The sequence below is a fragment of the Kitasatospora sp. NPDC052868 genome, assembly GCF_044547105.1.
Lineage (GTDB): Bacteria > Actinomycetota > Actinomycetes > Streptomycetales > Streptomycetaceae > Kitasatospora.
On the sequence record NZ_JBITZW010000012.1, the window covers coordinates 94347 to 109484 of the forward strand.

The 15138-nt window shown below is 73.3% G+C and carries 15 protein-coding genes; 11 read left to right on the forward strand and 4 right to left on the reverse strand.

Features of this window, described 5'->3' with window-relative positions; genetic code table 11:
• Positions 1-3 precede the first annotated feature (3 nt).
• The 6 genes from ACIGZJ_RS21535 (at position 4) to ACIGZJ_RS21560 (ending at position 7366) form a co-directional block, all read left to right on the forward strand.
• Positions 4-1398 carry a KamA family radical SAM protein gene (locus tag ACIGZJ_RS21535; protein WP_396458712.1) on the forward strand — a complete coding sequence of 465 codons (1395 nt, stop codon included), beginning with the start codon at positions 4-6 and terminating at the stop codon, positions 1396-1398.
• A 106-nt stretch (positions 1399-1504) separates the two neighbouring features.
• Positions 1505-2635, forward strand: a complete 1131-nt coding sequence (locus ACIGZJ_RS21540) for a RimK family alpha-L-glutamate ligase (protein ID WP_396458713.1) — start codon at positions 1505-1507, stop codon at positions 2633-2635.
• Positions 2632-3858 (forward strand): AMP-binding protein, encoded by a 1227-nt coding sequence (locus tag ACIGZJ_RS21545; RefSeq protein WP_396458714.1) that lies wholly within the window; start codon positions 2632-2634, stop codon positions 3856-3858. The genes ACIGZJ_RS21540 and ACIGZJ_RS21545 overlap by 4 nt, the downstream gene beginning before the upstream one ends.
• Positions 3855-5207 carry an MFS transporter gene (locus ACIGZJ_RS21550; protein ID WP_396458715.1) on the forward strand — a complete coding sequence of 451 codons (1353 nt, stop codon included), beginning with the start codon at positions 3855-3857 and terminating at the stop codon, positions 5205-5207. The genes ACIGZJ_RS21545 and ACIGZJ_RS21550 overlap by 4 nt, the downstream gene beginning before the upstream one ends.
• Positions 5204-6076 (forward strand): SDR family oxidoreductase, encoded by an 873-nt coding sequence (locus tag ACIGZJ_RS21555; RefSeq protein WP_396458716.1) that lies wholly within the window; start codon positions 5204-5206, stop codon positions 6074-6076. The genes ACIGZJ_RS21550 and ACIGZJ_RS21555 overlap by 4 nt, the downstream gene beginning before the upstream one ends.
• A gap of 33 nt (positions 6077-6109) precedes the next feature.
• The gene (locus tag ACIGZJ_RS21560) at positions 6110-7366 is read left to right on the forward strand and encodes a phenylacetate--CoA ligase family protein (RefSeq protein ID WP_396458717.1); all 1257 of its coding nucleotides are present in this window, start codon (positions 6110-6112) and stop codon (positions 7364-7366) included.
• Positions 7367-7432: 66 nt separating this feature from the next.
• Here the strand turns inward: ACIGZJ_RS21560 and paaI are convergent, their stop codons facing one another.
• Positions 7433-7900 (reverse strand): hydroxyphenylacetyl-CoA thioesterase PaaI, encoded by a 468-nt coding sequence (gene paaI, locus ACIGZJ_RS21565; protein WP_396458718.1) that lies wholly within the window; start codon positions 7898-7900, stop codon positions 7433-7435.
• Positions 7901-8130: 230 nt separating this feature from the next.
• On the opposite strand from paaI, the gene ACIGZJ_RS21570 reads away from it, so the two are divergent.
• The 3 genes from ACIGZJ_RS21570 (at position 8131) to ACIGZJ_RS21580 (ending at position 9888) form a co-directional block, all read left to right on the forward strand.
• On the forward strand, positions 8131-8832 hold the full coding sequence (locus ACIGZJ_RS21570; protein WP_396458719.1) for a TetR/AcrR family transcriptional regulator: 702 nt from the start codon (positions 8131-8133) through the stop codon (positions 8830-8832).
• Between the two features lie 130 nt (positions 8833-8962).
• Positions 8963-9157, forward strand: a complete 195-nt coding sequence (locus tag ACIGZJ_RS21575; protein ID WP_392937941.1) for a DUF1918 domain-containing protein — start codon at positions 8963-8965, stop codon at positions 9155-9157.
• A gap of 50 nt (positions 9158-9207) precedes the next feature.
• On the forward strand, positions 9208-9888 hold the full coding sequence (locus ACIGZJ_RS21580) for a DedA family protein (protein ID WP_396458720.1): 681 nt from the start codon (positions 9208-9210) through the stop codon (positions 9886-9888).
• A gap of 88 nt (positions 9889-9976) precedes the next feature.
• Here ACIGZJ_RS21580 and ACIGZJ_RS21585 read toward each other — a convergent pair whose 3' ends face one another.
• A complete protein-coding gene (locus ACIGZJ_RS21585; RefSeq protein WP_396458721.1) occupies positions 9977-10717 on the reverse strand; it encodes a PIG-L deacetylase family protein in 741 nt (246 codons plus the stop codon).
• A 665-nt stretch (positions 10718-11382) separates the two neighbouring features.
• Entirely contained in the window at positions 11383-11820 is a 438-nt protein-coding gene (locus ACIGZJ_RS21590; RefSeq protein WP_396458722.1) for a hypothetical protein, read from the reverse strand.
• A 268-nt stretch (positions 11821-12088) separates the two neighbouring features.
• Between ACIGZJ_RS21590 and ACIGZJ_RS21595 the strand changes: the two genes are divergently transcribed.
• Positions 12089-14047 (forward strand): FUSC family protein, encoded by a 1959-nt coding sequence (locus ACIGZJ_RS21595; RefSeq protein WP_396458723.1) that lies wholly within the window; start codon positions 12089-12091, stop codon positions 14045-14047.
• Positions 14048-14173: 126 nt separating this feature from the next.
• Positions 14174-14497, forward strand: a complete 324-nt coding sequence (locus ACIGZJ_RS21600) for a hypothetical protein (RefSeq protein WP_392937967.1) — start codon at positions 14174-14176, stop codon at positions 14495-14497.
• Between the two features lie 84 nt (positions 14498-14581).
• On the opposite strand, the gene ACIGZJ_RS21605 is transcribed toward ACIGZJ_RS21600, so the two are convergent.
• Positions 14582-15046: a hypothetical protein gene (locus tag ACIGZJ_RS21605; protein WP_396458724.1), complete on the reverse strand. Its 465-nt coding sequence runs from the start codon at positions 15044-15046 to the stop codon at positions 14582-14584.
• Between the last annotated feature and the right edge of the window lie 92 nt (positions 15047-15138).

Here is a 15138-nt window from a genome sequence, read left to right on the forward strand (position 1 = left end):
CCGATGGAACACCACGCGATCCGGCAGCCGTACCAGTACCTGCGCACCCCGCTGACCGAGCCGGACTGGCGGCGGCTGCCGGGCTGGCGCGACGTCAGCGCGGCCGAGTGGCGCGACGCCCGGTGGCAGCGGGCGCACTGTGTCAAGGACCTCCGCCAGCTGCGGGAGGTCGTCGGCGGCCTGCTCACCGACCGGTTCTACGCGGACCTCGCCGCCGACCAGGCCGGGTTCGCCACGATGTCGATGCTGCTGCCGCCGCAGATGCTCAACACCATGGCGCCGCACGGCCCGACCGACCCGGAGGGGTACACCGACGCGTTCCTGGCCGACCCGGTCCGCCGCTACATGCTGCCGGTCCGCTCGGAGCGGCACCCGCGGTGGCCGAGCCACCCGTACGCCGAGCGCGACTCGCTGCACGAGGCGCAGATGTGGGTGGTGGAGGGCCTGACCCACCGCTACCCCGGCAAGGTGCTGGCCGAGCTGACCTCCACCTGCCCGCAGTACTGCGGGCACTGCACCCGGATGGACCTGGTCGGCAACTCCACCCCCCAGGTGGCCAAGGCCAGACTGACGCTGCGGCCGGCCGACCGGCAGGAGCAGATCCTCGACTACCTCAAGCGCAGCCCGGCCGTGCGCGACGTGGTGGTCTCCGGCGGCGACCTGGCCAATGTGCCCTGGCCCCGGCTGGAGGCCTTCCTGCTGCGGCTGCTGGAGCTGGAGTCGGTGCGCGACATCCGCCTCGCCAGCAAGGCGGTGGTGGGCCTCCCGCAGCACTGGCTGCAACCTCGGGTGGTCGAGGGGGTGGCCAGGGTGGCCGCGGTCGCGGCCCGCCGCTCGGTCAACCTGGCCGTGCACACCCACGCCAACCACGTGCGCTCGGTGACGCCGCTGGTCGCCGAGGCGGCCCGGGCGCTGCTGGACGCGGGCGTGCGGGACGTCCGCAACCAGGGCGTGCTGATGCGCGGGGTCAACGACACCCCGGAGGACCTGCTGGACCTCTGCTTCGCGCTCCAGGGCGAGGCGAACGTCCTGCCGTACTACTTCTACCTCTGCGACATGATCCCGAACGCCGAGCACTGGCGGACGTCCGTCCACGAGGCGCAGCGGCTCCAGGAGGCGATCATGGGCTACCTGCCCGGCTACGCCACCCCGCGGATCGTCTGCGACGTCCCGAACCTGGGCAAGCGCTGGGTGCACCAGGCGGTGGCCTACGACCGCGAACTCGGCATCTCGTACTGGACGAAGAACTACCGCACCGGCCTGGAGGCGCGGGAGGCGGAGGACGGCGACCTCGACGACGTGCTCAACCGGCGCCACCCGTACTACGACCCGGTGGACACCCTGCCCGAGCCCGGCCGCCGCCGGTGGGCCGAGCGCTTCGCCGACCGGTGCCCATGACCTCGGGACGCCCCAGCCCGCGCCCCCAGCACGCCCATGGCCCCGGCACGCCCATGACCGCGGAAAGGCCCCGGACGGACCGGAGAGGCCTCGGAAAGGAGCAGTGGTGAACCCCAGCCCCACACACGACACCCCCGCGAACGACACCGGCCCGCTGCGCCGGATGTGCTGGATCTTCCCCGACCGGGAGTCCACCCGGATGACCGCGACGTGGGAGCACTTCTTCTGGGAGCTGTACGCGGAGGCCGCCGCCGAGCTCGGGCTGCGCTGGACCAGGCACGCGCCCGACGCGGTGACGGTGGACGCCACCGTCCGCGGCCGCACGCGGGTCTACGTCGACGAGGAGCTCGTCACCCCGGAGGACACCCTCTTCATCACCGCGCTCTACTCGCTGCCCTACCAGTCGGCGGACGTCTTCAACCAGTACGCGCTGTACGCGGTGCTGGAGCAGGCGGGCTTCTACCTGCCGTTCCCCCCGCAGGTCTCGCTGCTGGGCAACGACAAGCTGGCCACGCTGCTCTACCTGGAGGGCTCCCCGGTACAGCCGATCCCCTCGGTGCGGATCGGCACCGGACGGGACATCAGCAAGCACCTGTACGAGGTGGCGCTGGGGGGCATGACCTACCCGGCGATCGTCAAGCCGTCCGGCTGGTGCGGGGGCGGCGGGATCAACCTGGCCCGCGGCCCCGAGGACGTCCGCGGGCTGGCCAGCCTGGCCCAGGGCGGCGACACCACGCTGGTGGTCCAGCCGTACCTCGGCGACGGCACGGTCGACTACCGGGTGTACGTGGTCGACGGCGAGCCCGTGGCCGTGATGAAGCGGACCCCGGAGCCGGGCTCCCCGGTGGCCAACGCCAGCCGCGGCGGCGCCATGGAGTTCCCGCCGGTGCCACCCGAACTGGCCGCTGCGACGGCCTACTTCGCCGAACGGCTGCCGATCCCGTTCTTCTGCGTCGACTTCCTCTTCGACGGCGAGCGGTACTGGTTCTCCGAACTCGAACCGGACGGGGTGATCGCCCCGGACTTCGACGACCCGGACCGCACCCTCCAGCGGGACATCACCCGCGCCCGCTTCACCGCCTACCGCGACGGCCACGCCAAGTGGCTCGCCGACGGGGCCCGCCCGGCGGACCCGTTCGCCGCCGCGGGCCGCCCCTACACCTCCTCGCTCGCCACCGCCCCGACCCTTCCCACCACCCCGACCACCCCGACCACCCCAGGAACGGAACCCCGATGACGGACGTGTTCTCGCTGCCCCCGGAGGCGGCCGAGCCGCACCTGCACGTCGCCCGGCACTCGCTGGAACGGCTGCGAACCGTCCCCGAGCTGGCACCGCGCTACGACGGACATGGCGGACCGGCCACCCTGGAGGGCCTGGCCGCGCTGCCGCCGCTGGTGAAGGACGACCTCAACGTGGCGCTGGCCCACCTGGAACCGCAGGCCGGACAGGCCGCCACCTGGCTCTTCCAGAGCGGCGGCAGCACCGGCGCCCCCAAGGTCGGCTACGCGCCGACCGGCTTCTACATGGAGGGCGTGTACGCGCACTGGCGGCCGCTGGACCGCGACGACGTCTTCGTCAACGCCTGGGGCGCCGGCCGGATGTGGGGCGCGCACTTCCTCGCCGCGGCCCTGGCCGACCTGTGCGGCTGCCGGATCATCGCGCTGGGCTCGGTCACCCGGGACGAGTACGCCGACTGGCTGGCGTTCTTCGCCGCCCGCGGGGTCACCGCGATCGGCGGGACGCCGAGCGTGCTGCGGCTCTGGTTCGCGAACGCCAGGGCCGCCGGGGTACGGCTGCCGGCGCTGCGCAAGGTGCTCTGGCTCGGCGAGGCCTGGCAGCCCCAACTGGAGGAGGACATGGCCGCGGTGGCGCCGAACGCGCGGCGCTGGGGCATGTTCGGCAGCACCGAGACGTGGGTGGTCGGCACCAACACCCCGGACTGCCCGGCGGACACCTTCCACACCCTCCCCGAGCAGCTGGTGCACGTCGGCCCGGACGGCCTGCTGGACTTCACCACGCTCAACCCGGAGATGCTCAACCCGGTGCTGCGCTACCGCACCGGCGACGCCGGGGAGCTCACCGCCTGCCCGTGCGGCCGGCCCGGCCGGGCCATGCGGGTCCTGGGCCGCCGCGACGCCGTGGTGCAACTGCGCGGCCTGGGCCTGCACGTGGACGAGATCGTCGCCCGGGTCGAGCAGGAGCCCGGGGTGGCCAGGGCCCAGGTCCTGGTCACCGAGCGGGGCGGCCGGGCGACCGGCGTGGACGTGCTGCTGCTGACCGATCCGGACTCGGCACCGGACACCGACCGGCTGCGCAAGGAGCTGTTCTCCGCGACCTTCACGCTGAGCACCGCCTTCCAGCACGACCCGGAGTCCTTCCGGGTCCGCACGGTGGACGAGCTGGTCAGCAACGACCGCACCGGCAAGACCGCCGCCTTCGTGGTCCGGGAGGACGCGTGAAGCCGCGCCGGCCGGCCCCGCTCGGGCGCGGCTTCGACCTGTTCTGGGCCGGACAGACCGTCAGCACGGTGGGCGACCGGGTCACCCTCTTCGTGGTACCGACCCTGATGATCTTCGCCCTGCACGCCTCGGCGCTCCAGGTCGGCGTGGTCGCGATGGCCCAGTACCTGGGCATCCCGCTGCTCGGACCGGTCGCCGGGGTGCTGGTGGACCGCTGGGACAAGCGGTGGACCATGCTCGCCTGCGACCTGATCCGGCTGGCGGCGGTGGCGGTCATCCCGCTCGCCTACTGGCAGGACTTCCTCTCCACCCCGCTGCTGTTCGCCTGCGTCGCGGTGATCAGCGGCGCCACGATCTTCTTCAACGTCGGGTACCTGGTCGCCGTCCCCGCCGTCGTCCCGGAGAAGGACCTGGTCCGCGCCTACTCCCGACTGGAGGGAAGCGGCTCGGTGTGCGAGGTGGCCGGGCCGTCCATCGCGGCCGGCCTCTACAGCGCGTTCGGCGTGGCCGCCCTGCTGGTGGACGCGGCCAGCTACCTGGTCTCGGCGGTCTGCTTCCGCTTCATGCCGCCCTGGGGCGAGCGGACGGTCGTCCCCGGCTCCATCGGGGAGCGGCTGACCGCCGGGTTCCGGCTGAACTGGGCCGACCCGGTGCTCCGGCGGGTGGTGGTCGCGGCGGTGACGCTGAACTGCGGCGGCCCGGTCTTCGTCACCGTGCTGCCGGTGCTCGCCTACCGCGGACTCGGCGTCTCCGTCGGCGTGTTCGGCGCGGCCATGTCGGTCGCGGCGGTGGGCGCGCTGATCGGCGCGGTGGTCGCGCCGAGGATCAGCGAACGGCTCGGACTGGGGCGGACGCTGGCCTGGGCGCTGCTGCTGCACTGTCTGGTCGGACTGGGCGTGCTCGCCGCACCCGCGCTGCCGGCCGGGCCGGTGATCGCGGTGACGATGGGCTGCTACGGCTTCTTCATGTCCTGCATCAACGTGTGCAGCGCACCCACCCGGCAGTCCCGGATGTCGGCGCAGCACCAGGGCGTGATGCACGCGGCCTTCCGTACCGTCACCTGGGGGGTGATCCCGCTCGCCGCGCTGGTCGGCGGTGTGGCCGTCTCCCTGCTCACCGGGCCGCTGGGCATCCTCGGCGCCGCCCGGGCGGTGATGGCCGGCGGGACGCTGCTGGCGGCGCTCTCCTTCGTCCCGGCCCTGGGGATCCAGCCGCTGCTCGACGCCGCCGCCCGCGAGCCGAAGCCGCGGAGCGACGGTGATCCGGCGGCATTGGGCACCGCGACCGACGGCACCGCGACCGACGGCTCCGCGACCGACGGCCCCGCACTAGCGGAGAGCGCGCCGTGACCGCGGCGGAGCACCCGGTCCTGCTGATCACCGGGACGTCCTCGGGCATCGGCCTGGCCACCGCGGTCGAGGCCGCCCGGGCCGGGTACACCGTGGTGGCGACGATGCGCGATCCCGGCCGGGCCGGACCGCTCCTCGACGCGGTCCGCCGGGCCGGCGCCACCGTGGACGTCCACCGCCTCGACGTCACCGACGAGGCCTCCGTGACGGCCTGCCTGGACGGTGTGCGGCAGGCCTACGGGCGGCTGGACGCGGTGGTCAACAACGCCGGCGTCTCCAACTTCGACCCCACCCTGGAGATGTCGACCACCGAGGCGCTGCGGGCCAACCTGGAGGTGAACTTCTTCGGCGTGATCGCGGTCAGCCGGGCCGCCATGCCGCTGCTGCGCGCCGCCCGCGGCCGGCTGGTCACCATCGGCAGCGTGCACGGCCTCGTCGGCCAGCCGTTCAACGAGGCCTACTGCGCGGCCAAGTTCGCCGTCGAGGGGTTCATGGAGAGCCTCGCCCCGGTCGCCGGGGCGCACGGCGTCCGGGTGTCGGTCGTGGTGCCCGGCTTCGTACCGGACACCGACTTCGGGGTCTTCCCCGACATCGACCGCACCACCATCCGAGCGGCCTCCGGCCCCTACGCACAGACCTTCGGCGACTACCTCGACTGGGTCGGCGGGCAGGGCTGGGAGGCCGCCGGCCAGTCGGCCCGGGAGGTCGCCGAAGTGGTGGTGGACACCCTGCGCGCCGACCGGCCGCCCTTCCGCGTCCCCACCGGCCCCTGGGCCGCCGCGTACCTCGACCAGAAACTGACCGACCGGGACGGCACAGGCGTGCAACGGCTCGCCCGCACCTGGATCGGCCGACCGGACCACAGCTAGACGACCGGACCACAGCCAGAGGCAGGAGAAGCAGTGCCCGCGAAACCGCTACAGGACCTGGTCGACTTCGCCCGGACCAACTCCCCCTTCTACGCGGAGACGTACCGCGACGTGCCGCGGACGATCTCGCACCTCACCGAGCTGCCCCTGATCGACCAGAATGCCTTCTGGGCCGCCAACACCTGGCCGGACAACCGCCTGCTCACCGGCCCGCTGAGCGACGCGGGCGTCTACAAGACCGGCGGCACCACCGGCGTCCCCAAGTTCTCCCCCTGGACGCGCACCGAGCACGCCGACTCGGTGAGCGCCTTCGGCGCGGGCATGGTGCAGGCCGGGCTGCGGCCGGGCCACCGGGTGGCCAACCTGTTCTGCGCCGGGGAGCTCTACGGCGGCTTCCTCTACATCGAGAACGCCCTGCACCACGCGCCGGTGGAGAACGTCCGGCTGCCGGTCGGCGGCACCGCGCCCGACGACTACGTGGCCGACCTGATCGCCGGGTTCGGGGTGCACGTCCTGGCCGGTGAGCCGATGAAGCTCAGCTCGGTCGCCGAGTGCCTGGTCAAGCGCGGCGAGAGCGCCGACTCGGTCGAGCTGCTGCTCTTCGGCGGCGACCTGCTCTTCGCCGACCTGCGGCCGATCCTCACCCGGGCGTTCCCCAAGGCGGCGGTGTCCTCGCTCGGCTACGCCTCGGTCGACGCCGGGCTGGTCGGCGCCCCCGTCCCGGGCGACGACGTCCGCGTCCACGAGGCCTTCCCGCACCGCACGGTGGTGGAGCTGGTGGACGACGTGACCGGCGAGCCGATCACCGCCGTCGGCGTGCCCGGCCGGGTCGTGGTCACCAACCTGTTCCGCACCCTGATGCCGATCCTGCGCTACCCGACGGGTGACCGCGCCGAGTGGGTCGACCCCGCACGCGGCCGGTTCCGCCTGGTCGGCCGCTCCGTCGAGGGCGCCCGGGTGGGGACGGTCGCGATGCCGACCGAGGAGATCCGCGCCGTGCTGATCGCCGCCGACCCCGACCGGTACATCTCCGGGATGCAACTGGTCCAGCGCCGCTGGGACGGCCGGGACGGCCTCATCCTGCGCCTGGGCTGCACCGAGCAGCCGCCCGAGGAGCTGAGCGGGCGCCTCGTCGAGGCCGTCTACGCGGCCCGGCCGCTCTACCCGGCCGAGGTGGCGGCCGGCGCCGTCCACCACCTGACCGTCGAGTGGGTGCCGCGCTCCGAGCTGGTCACCAACCCGCGGACCGGCAAGCTCCAGCAGGTGCTGGACGAGCGCCCGCCGGCGTGACCGCCGCCTGACCGCCGCCTGGGCGGGTGGCACCTGCCGCCCGCCCCGGCGGCGCGTCCCGCGCGGTCAGTCCCCGAACGGCCGCCCCGGCAGCATCACGCTCTGCCCGCGGAACTCCGCGACGACCTTTCCACCCTCGTCCTGCCCACCCTCGTCCTGCCCGCCCGCCTGGCGGACCGTCACGTCGTAGATCCCGGTCCGGCCGGAGCGCGACCGTTCCTGCGCCTCGGCCACCAGCTCGTCCCCGACCGCGGCCGGGGACAGGAAGGTGACCTGGGCGGCCTGGGCGACGGTCACCGGGCCGTGGCTGTTGCAGGCGTACGAGAACGCCGCGTCGGCCAGCAGGAACAGGTAGCCGCCGTGGGCGATCCCGAAGCCGTTCACCATCGTCTCAGCGACGGTCATCCGCATCCGCGCCCGCCCGGGGGCCACCTCCTCCAGGGCGATCCCCAGCGTCCGGCAGGTGTGGTCGCGTTCGTAGAGCCCGGCGATCGCGCCGCTCCCCACCCCGGTCGACCCGACATCCGTACCCATGCCGCCCTGCCTTCCTCCGGGGCACGGCCCCCGCGGCCGGCCGCAATCGCCCCCGGATTACACCGACCCGCCCCGCCGCCTGTCAACGGCCGCCGGTCAACGCCCGCCGGGCGCCGTGCCGTACGGCGGTGAGAGGCGTGCGACCGGCGTGCCGGGGTCGGCGTCCTGCGGGCAGGAGAGTTCACCGGGATGATTCGCCGGTGGAACACCGGATGCGGCACAGTGGGCCCATGAGCGCGGACACGAGGAGTCACCAGGCCGTCGGACGGCCGGGCGCGGCCCGGCGGCGGCCGGTCCAGCAGCGCAGCCAGGAGCGGTGCGAGCGGATCCTGGACGCCTGCGCGAATCTGCTCGACGCGGTCGGGGCCGGTGCACTCACGACCAAGGAGGTCGCGCACCGCGCCCAGGTGCCGATCGGCACGCTCTACCAGTTCTTCTCCGGCAAGGAGGACCTGCTCGCCGCGCTGGCCGTCCGCAACCTGGAGCTCTACCTCCAGCGGCTGGACCGCCGACTGTTCGCCGAGGCACCGGTCGGACCGGCCGGGTTCACCGACCTCGCGGTGGACGAGTTCGTCGCGATGAAGCGGGCCGTCCCCGGATTCGGCCAGGTGGACTTCGGCCTGGCGGGTGCGCTGGTGCCCGCCGGGGTCCGGGACGACCGGCATCTGCTGGACACCGACCTGGACAACAACACCGCCGTCGCCCTACGCCTCCAGGCCCTCGGGGGCGAGGTCTTCGCCGCGTCCGACCCGGCGGCGCTCACGCTGGGGCTGCGGGTCGCCCTGGAGGCGGCGGACGCCGTCCTCAAGCTCGCCTTCCGCAGCGACCCGGACGGCGACCCGGCTCTGATCGCCGAGTGCAAGCGCCTCGTCCGCTGCTACCTCGCCGACCAGCTCACCGGGCCGGTCGGGGGACCGCTCACGCCGCGCTGACGGGGACGTCGGCGCGGCGGGCACCCGGGCGAGCCGTTGCGAGCCCGCCGCCGCCGCAGCACAGTGGAAGCAGCACAGTCTGGAACCAGCACAGCAGCCACCGAAGCCGCCACTACCGGAGGAGCAGCCCATGCACGCAGCGGTAGGTGACCAGCTCCACATCCACAGCAGGGCGGTGGGCATGGTCGACCAGAAGGGCGAGATCATCGAGGTGCGCGGCGCCGGGGGCGAGCCGCCGTACATGGTCCGCTTCGAGGACGGCCACGAGGGCCTGATCTACCCGGGCCCGGACTGCATCGTCGAACCCGGCGAGAAGACCCACTGACCCGCGTACCCGCCGCCCCGCGCCCGACCCGCGCGCGGCGGTGAGTCGCGTTGTCCGCACTCTCCGCCCCCTCCCTCTCCACCGCCCCCTCCTCACCCGGCACCCCGCTCCCCGGCGCGCTCGCCGCGCTCGCGCCCCTGCTGGACCACTACGGGTACCCGGCCCTGGCGCTGTTCGTCCTGCTCGACAACTGCGGCATCCCCGCGCCCGGCCAGACCATGCTGGTGCTGGCCGCCGTCTACGCCGGCACCGGGCACCTGAGCCTCGCGGCCGTGGTGGCGATCGCCTTCGGCGCGGCCGTCCTCGGCAACAGCCTCGGCTACCTGATCGGCAGCACCGGCGGCCGCGCCTTCGTGCACCGCTGGGGCCGCTACGTGCTGCTCACCCCGGCCCGGATGGAGCGCGCGGACGGCTTCTTCGCCCGGCACGGCGGCAAGGTCGTCACCGTCGCCCGCTTCGTGGACGGGCTGCGCCAGACCAACGGCATCATCGCCGGCACCACCGAGATGCCCTGGCGCCGCTTCCAGCCCTTCAACCTGCTCGGCGCCGCCCTGTGGGTCGGCGTCTGGTCGACCTTCGGCTACCTGGCCGGCGCCAACATCGGCACGGTGTACCGGACGGCGATCCGCTACCAGCTGTGGCTCCTGATCGGCCTCGGCGCACTCTGCGCGGCACTCGCCGTGCGCCAGCTGCTACGCCACCGCCGCCGCAACGGCACCGGGCGCGCCTAGGCGCGCGGTCCGCACACCCGCAGGGGCCTGCCCGGTGCGCGGGCAGGCCCCCTTTCGGCGGGTCGGTACAGAAGACCTCCGCAGGGGGTCAGTGCAGGGGGAACACCTCGAACGGCACGGCGAAGCGCACCCCGAGCCGGCTGCCGGCGCCCCGGCCCATGCCCTCCAGGAACTCGCGTGCGTCGGCCATCGCCCCGCCGAGGCCGGCCAGGTAGGCCCGGTGCTCCTCCAGCGAGGCGACGCCCTTGTCAAAGTGCTCGGTGGTGTCCACCGCGTGCCGGGACTCCGGCGAGGCGACCGCCCAGACCTCCTGTACCCCGTTCCACGGCTCGTGGCCCTCGGCCGTCAGCTCGCGGAACACCCAGCGGTTGCCCGCGTCCCGGACGGCGTCCAGGGTGGCGCGGCCGACCGCGATATGGTCCGCCTGGTTGAGGAACGTCCCGCCGTACGTCTCGCGGAAGTTGCTGGTGATCACGATGTCCGGCCGGTGCCGGCGGACCGCCCGGGCGATGTCGCGGCGCAGCGGCAGACCGTACTCCAGCACGCCGTCCGGGTGGCCGAGGAACTCGACGGTGTCGACGCCGACCACGGCGGCGGAGGCGATCTGCTCCGCCTCGCGCAGCGGGCCGCACTCCTCGGGGCTCATCGAGTCGATCCCGGCCTCGCCGCTGGTGACCATCAGATAGACCACCTTCTTGCCCTGGGCCGTCCAGCGGGCCACCGCGGCGGCCCCGCCGTACTCCATGTCGTCGGGGTGGGCGACGACCACCAGTGCGGTCTGCCAGTCCTCGTTGACCGGCTCGAACGGCTCGGGTGCCTGCTCGCTCATGGGTCTGCTGCCTCTCGTGCTGTACGTATGTGCGGTGGATCGGTCGTACGGTCGTACGGTCGCGCCGCAGGCGACTCTAGGAGATCGCCGCGCCGACCGGCCGTCAGACACCGCTCCGGGCCGCCGCCTTGACCCTGACGCGCAGGTCAGGGGTTAGCGTCCCGGCACCCGCAGCGGGACCGCCGCTGCCCGGTCCGTCCAGGAGCCCTCCAGGGTCGCGGTGTACTGAGGTGCTTCGGGTGTTCACCGGAAACCCGGAGTCGTCGAACCAGGAATCCGTGGCGGACTTTCGGATCCAACAAACCGCAGGCTTACCCAGCCAATCCGACAACAATAGCGACCGGGCGGCCGAAATGAATTTCGGCCGCCCGGCACGGACCGGTCAGTAAACCCGGGCCCACTGGCTGAAATTACCCTGGTTGGGGCCCAACCAGGCGGTGTAACCACCCGTGGTGAGATAGCCGCCCGAAGTCGACCAGAGGGTGGACGGATGGCGGCACGAGATACGCATGCAGATGGCATGTCATACATCTGTGCGTCATCAACATCGCCCGTCCGCGGTTCAGGGCGGCCCCCAAACCCACAAACAACCGACGTCACGCCTCGCGATCAAAGCCGGGCCGTGGCCGGGCGGGCCGGGCCGGGGGCCGCGTGTCGGGCGGGGGTCAGCAGGGGACGGGTACCGAGATGGTGGCGGTCGACGGCGGCCAGCCCCACTGCGTCACCAGGAAGGTGCCCTCGACGGTCGAGCCGCACGGGACGGCGCCGGAGACCCGGCCCACCCAGCGGCCGCCCCTGGGGATGACGGCGCTCGGGGTGTCGGTGCCGAGTTCGGCGCCGCCGGCCACGGAGGCGGAGAGCCGGAAGGGCACGGCCCGCTCCGTCCACGTGATGCTGGCAGGGGCGGCGTGGCCGGTCAGTGTGATCAGGTCGCCGTCGACGTCGGCGCAGAGCTCGGTGAGCAGGATGCCCTGGTAGCCGGAGACGCAGGTCCTCGTGGGGATGGACGAGGCGGTCTCGGAGGCGGGCCGAGCGGTGGCCTGAGCCGCGCCGACCGCGGTCAGGACGGCGGTGCCGGCGAGGATGGCGAGGAGCCGGTTCATCGAATGCTTCCCGTTCGTAGGAATGGATGACACCGTGAAGCAATGTGACATTTCACGCTTCACGCCCCAGATACTGCCATGGATTCGAGCGGAATATCTAATTCCAACCTTGCACTTGAAGCTGAAACACGATTTCAGCCTTCATGTGTCCGAATCTCGCCGGTCGAGGCCAGGCTGGCCGCACCTATGGTCGGACGCGCCGCGCAACCCGGACGCCGCGCCGTCCGCGTGCCGGGCCCAGCGGACGCCGGGGCCGTACGTTGGCCCCATGGCACGGAGCGCTCGGGCCGCGCGGCTCGCACCACCCAGCTGGCTCGCCGCGGGCCTGCGCCCCCGGTCGGCGCCGATCCCCTGGGCGGCCGTCGCCCGCGCCTCGGTCGCCCTCTCGGCGCCGCTGGCCGTCGGGTTCGCCACCGACCGGCCCTCGTACGGCGCGCTGGTCTCGATGGGCGCGCTCTCCGCCGTCATCGGCGACACCGCCGACGCCTACCGGATGCGGGTCTTCAACATCGCCGTTCCCCAGCTGTTCGGCGCGCTCGGGGTGGCCCTCGGCACCCTGGTGTTCGGGGAGGGCTGGGTCGCCGTCGCCGTGCTGACCTTGATCGCGCTGGTCTCCGGCATGATCTCCTCGATCGGCGCGGTCGCCTCCGCCTCCGGCCTGCTGCTCCTGCTCGACGCGGTGGTCGGCGCCGGCCTGCCGATGCCCACCCCTTGGTGGAAGGCTCCCCTGCTGCTCACCCTCGGCGGCGTACTGGTGCTCCTCCTCGCCCTGTTCGCCTGGCCGCTGCGCGGCGGCGTCCCCGAGCGGACCGCCGTCGCCCGGACGTACCGGGCCGTCGCCGAGTTCCTCGCCGCGGCCGGCACGCCCGCGCACGACGAGAAGCGACAGTCCGTCACGCACTCCCTCAACGAGTCCTACGACCTGCTGCTCGCGCACCGCACCCGTCGGCACGGGCGCTCCCCCGGGCTGGTGCGGCTGCTCGCCCAGTTGAACGCCGTCATCCCGGTCGTCGAGGCCGCCACCTCGGCGAAGCTGCGCCCGTCCTCGCTCGGACCGCTGCCGGACGCCTACCCGGCGGCCGCCCGCGAGCTCGCCGCCGCCGTCGGGGCCGGCCGCACCGGAGCGGCGCGTCTCGATCTGCCGGAGCCCGAGGGGCCGACCGAGCGGGCGGTGGACCACGCGCTGCGGTACGCGGCGACCGTCGTCCACGAGACCGGGCCCGACCTGCACGGCGTCGCCGAACGGCTGGGCCGGCCCGCCCCCGTGCGGATCCGGACCCGGCGCGCGCTGCGGGCCGTGATGCTGTCCGGGGCGTCCTGGCGCTACGGGCTGCGGCTCGCGCTGTGCATCGGCCTCGCCCAGGCCCTGGTGTCGGTGATCGCCGTCCCCCGCTCCTACTGGGTCACCCTGACCGTCACGTTCGTGATGAAGCCCGACTTCGGCTCGGTCTTCTCCCGGGCCGTCCTACGCGCCCTCGGTACCGCGGCCGGTCTGCTGATCGCCATGCCCGTCCTCGCGGCGGTGCCGCACGGCTGGTGGGACGTGCCGGTGATGATGCTGCTCGCGACGCTGATCCCGGCCGTCTCCGCGAAGGGCTACGCCTTCCAGACCGCGGCGATCACCCCGGTGATCCTGCTGCTCTCCGACCTCCTCAACCACCAGGGCTTCGACCTGGTGCTGCCCCGGCTCTACGACTCGCTGATCGGCTGTGCGATCTCGCTCGTCGCGGGCTACCTGCTGTGGCCGGAGTCCTGGCACACCCGGATCGGCGACCGGCTCGCCGACGCGGTGTCGGACACGGCGGCCTATGTGGCCCTCGCCTTCGAGCCCCGGCCGGACCAGACGGCCCGGCTGAAGTACCGGCGCCGGCTCTACCGCGACCTCTCCACCGTGCGCTCCGAGTTCCAGCGGGCGCTGACCGAGCCGCCGCCGACCGGGGCACGCGCCGCGGCCTGGTGGCCGCTGGTCATCGCCGTCGAGCGGATCGTCGACACCACCACCGCCACCCGGGTCAGGGTCGACCACGGCGCGCCCGCCCCGCGGGCCGAGGAGGTCGCCGTCATCGGGGGCGAGTTGCGGGAGCTCGCCGAGGCGGTGCGGTCGAGCGGCACCCTGGCCCGGGCACCGGAGGAGGCGGACGGGCCGGACGAGCCGACGGGCGTGCTGGCGCCGCTGCGCGACGAGGTCCGGGCGGCCCGCGCGGTCGCCGCACCCGGCCCGGGCTGACGCCGGACGAGCTCCGGATGAGCGCCGGGCGGGCGCCGGACCGGTCGGGGCCGGAGAGCTGAGGGCCGGTCAGCACCCGTCCCGGGTGACCGGCAGGAGCCCGGGGGCGCATCGTACGATCAACCCATGTCCCAGCATTCAGGCTCGTTTCGCTCACTCTGGTCCAAGGACGCCGTGCTGTCGATCGCCTCGGCGGGCTCCACCCTCTCGATCGGATCGGTCGGGTCCGTGCTCTCCGTGGGGTCGGTCGGCAGCGTCCTGTCGATCGGCTCGGTCGGCTCGGCGCTCTCCCTCCTCTCGGCCGGCTCCTTCCTGAGCACCGGCTCGATCCTCTCCGCCCAGTCGCGGTGGTCGATGCTGTCCTGGCGCTCCCGGGGCAGCCTGCTGGCCGCCGGCGCGGTGGCGGCGGTCGCCGGAACCGCGCTGATCGAACGGCAGCGCTCCCGGTAGCCCGTCCCCGACCCGACCGGCGGACGGCGGCGTACGGGCCCGGGCCCGTACGCCGCCGTCCGTGCAGCCGGCTCGGTGCCAGGGCTACGGGACGGGGCAGGAGATCGTGGTCTGCAGCGAGGGCAGGCCGTACATCCAGATCTCGTCCTTGACCTGGGTCGCGTTGTCGAACTCGTAGTAGATGTACGGCGCCCAGTTGAGGTTGCGCTGCCCCGAGCAGGACAGGTCCGAGGCGATCTGCACGCCCAGGGTCACCGTCCGGGTGGCACCCGGGGGGATCGGTGCGTTGAGGTGGAGTGACGCCTGCTTGTCGGTGTGGGTGCAGTCGACGGTGTCGCCGTCGCACGAGACGATGGCGTAGGTGTTCAGGGCCTCGTTCTCGGGCCAGGTCGGCTGGATGAACTCGTAGGCGAAGTTGATGTCGGTCGACTCGGTATTGGTCAGGGACAGGCTGATGGTCACCAGGGTGCCCGCCGCCGCCGTGTGCCGGTCCACGGACAGGCTCGCCCCGGAGACCGTGGCGGAGGCCGGCGGGGCCGCCCACAGCATGCCAACTCCGATGAATGCGGCAAGAGTTGTTCCGATTCGTCGCGCTCGCGATAGCCTCATGCGGGCGAGAATACGAAGGGCGCCGCGGTTTG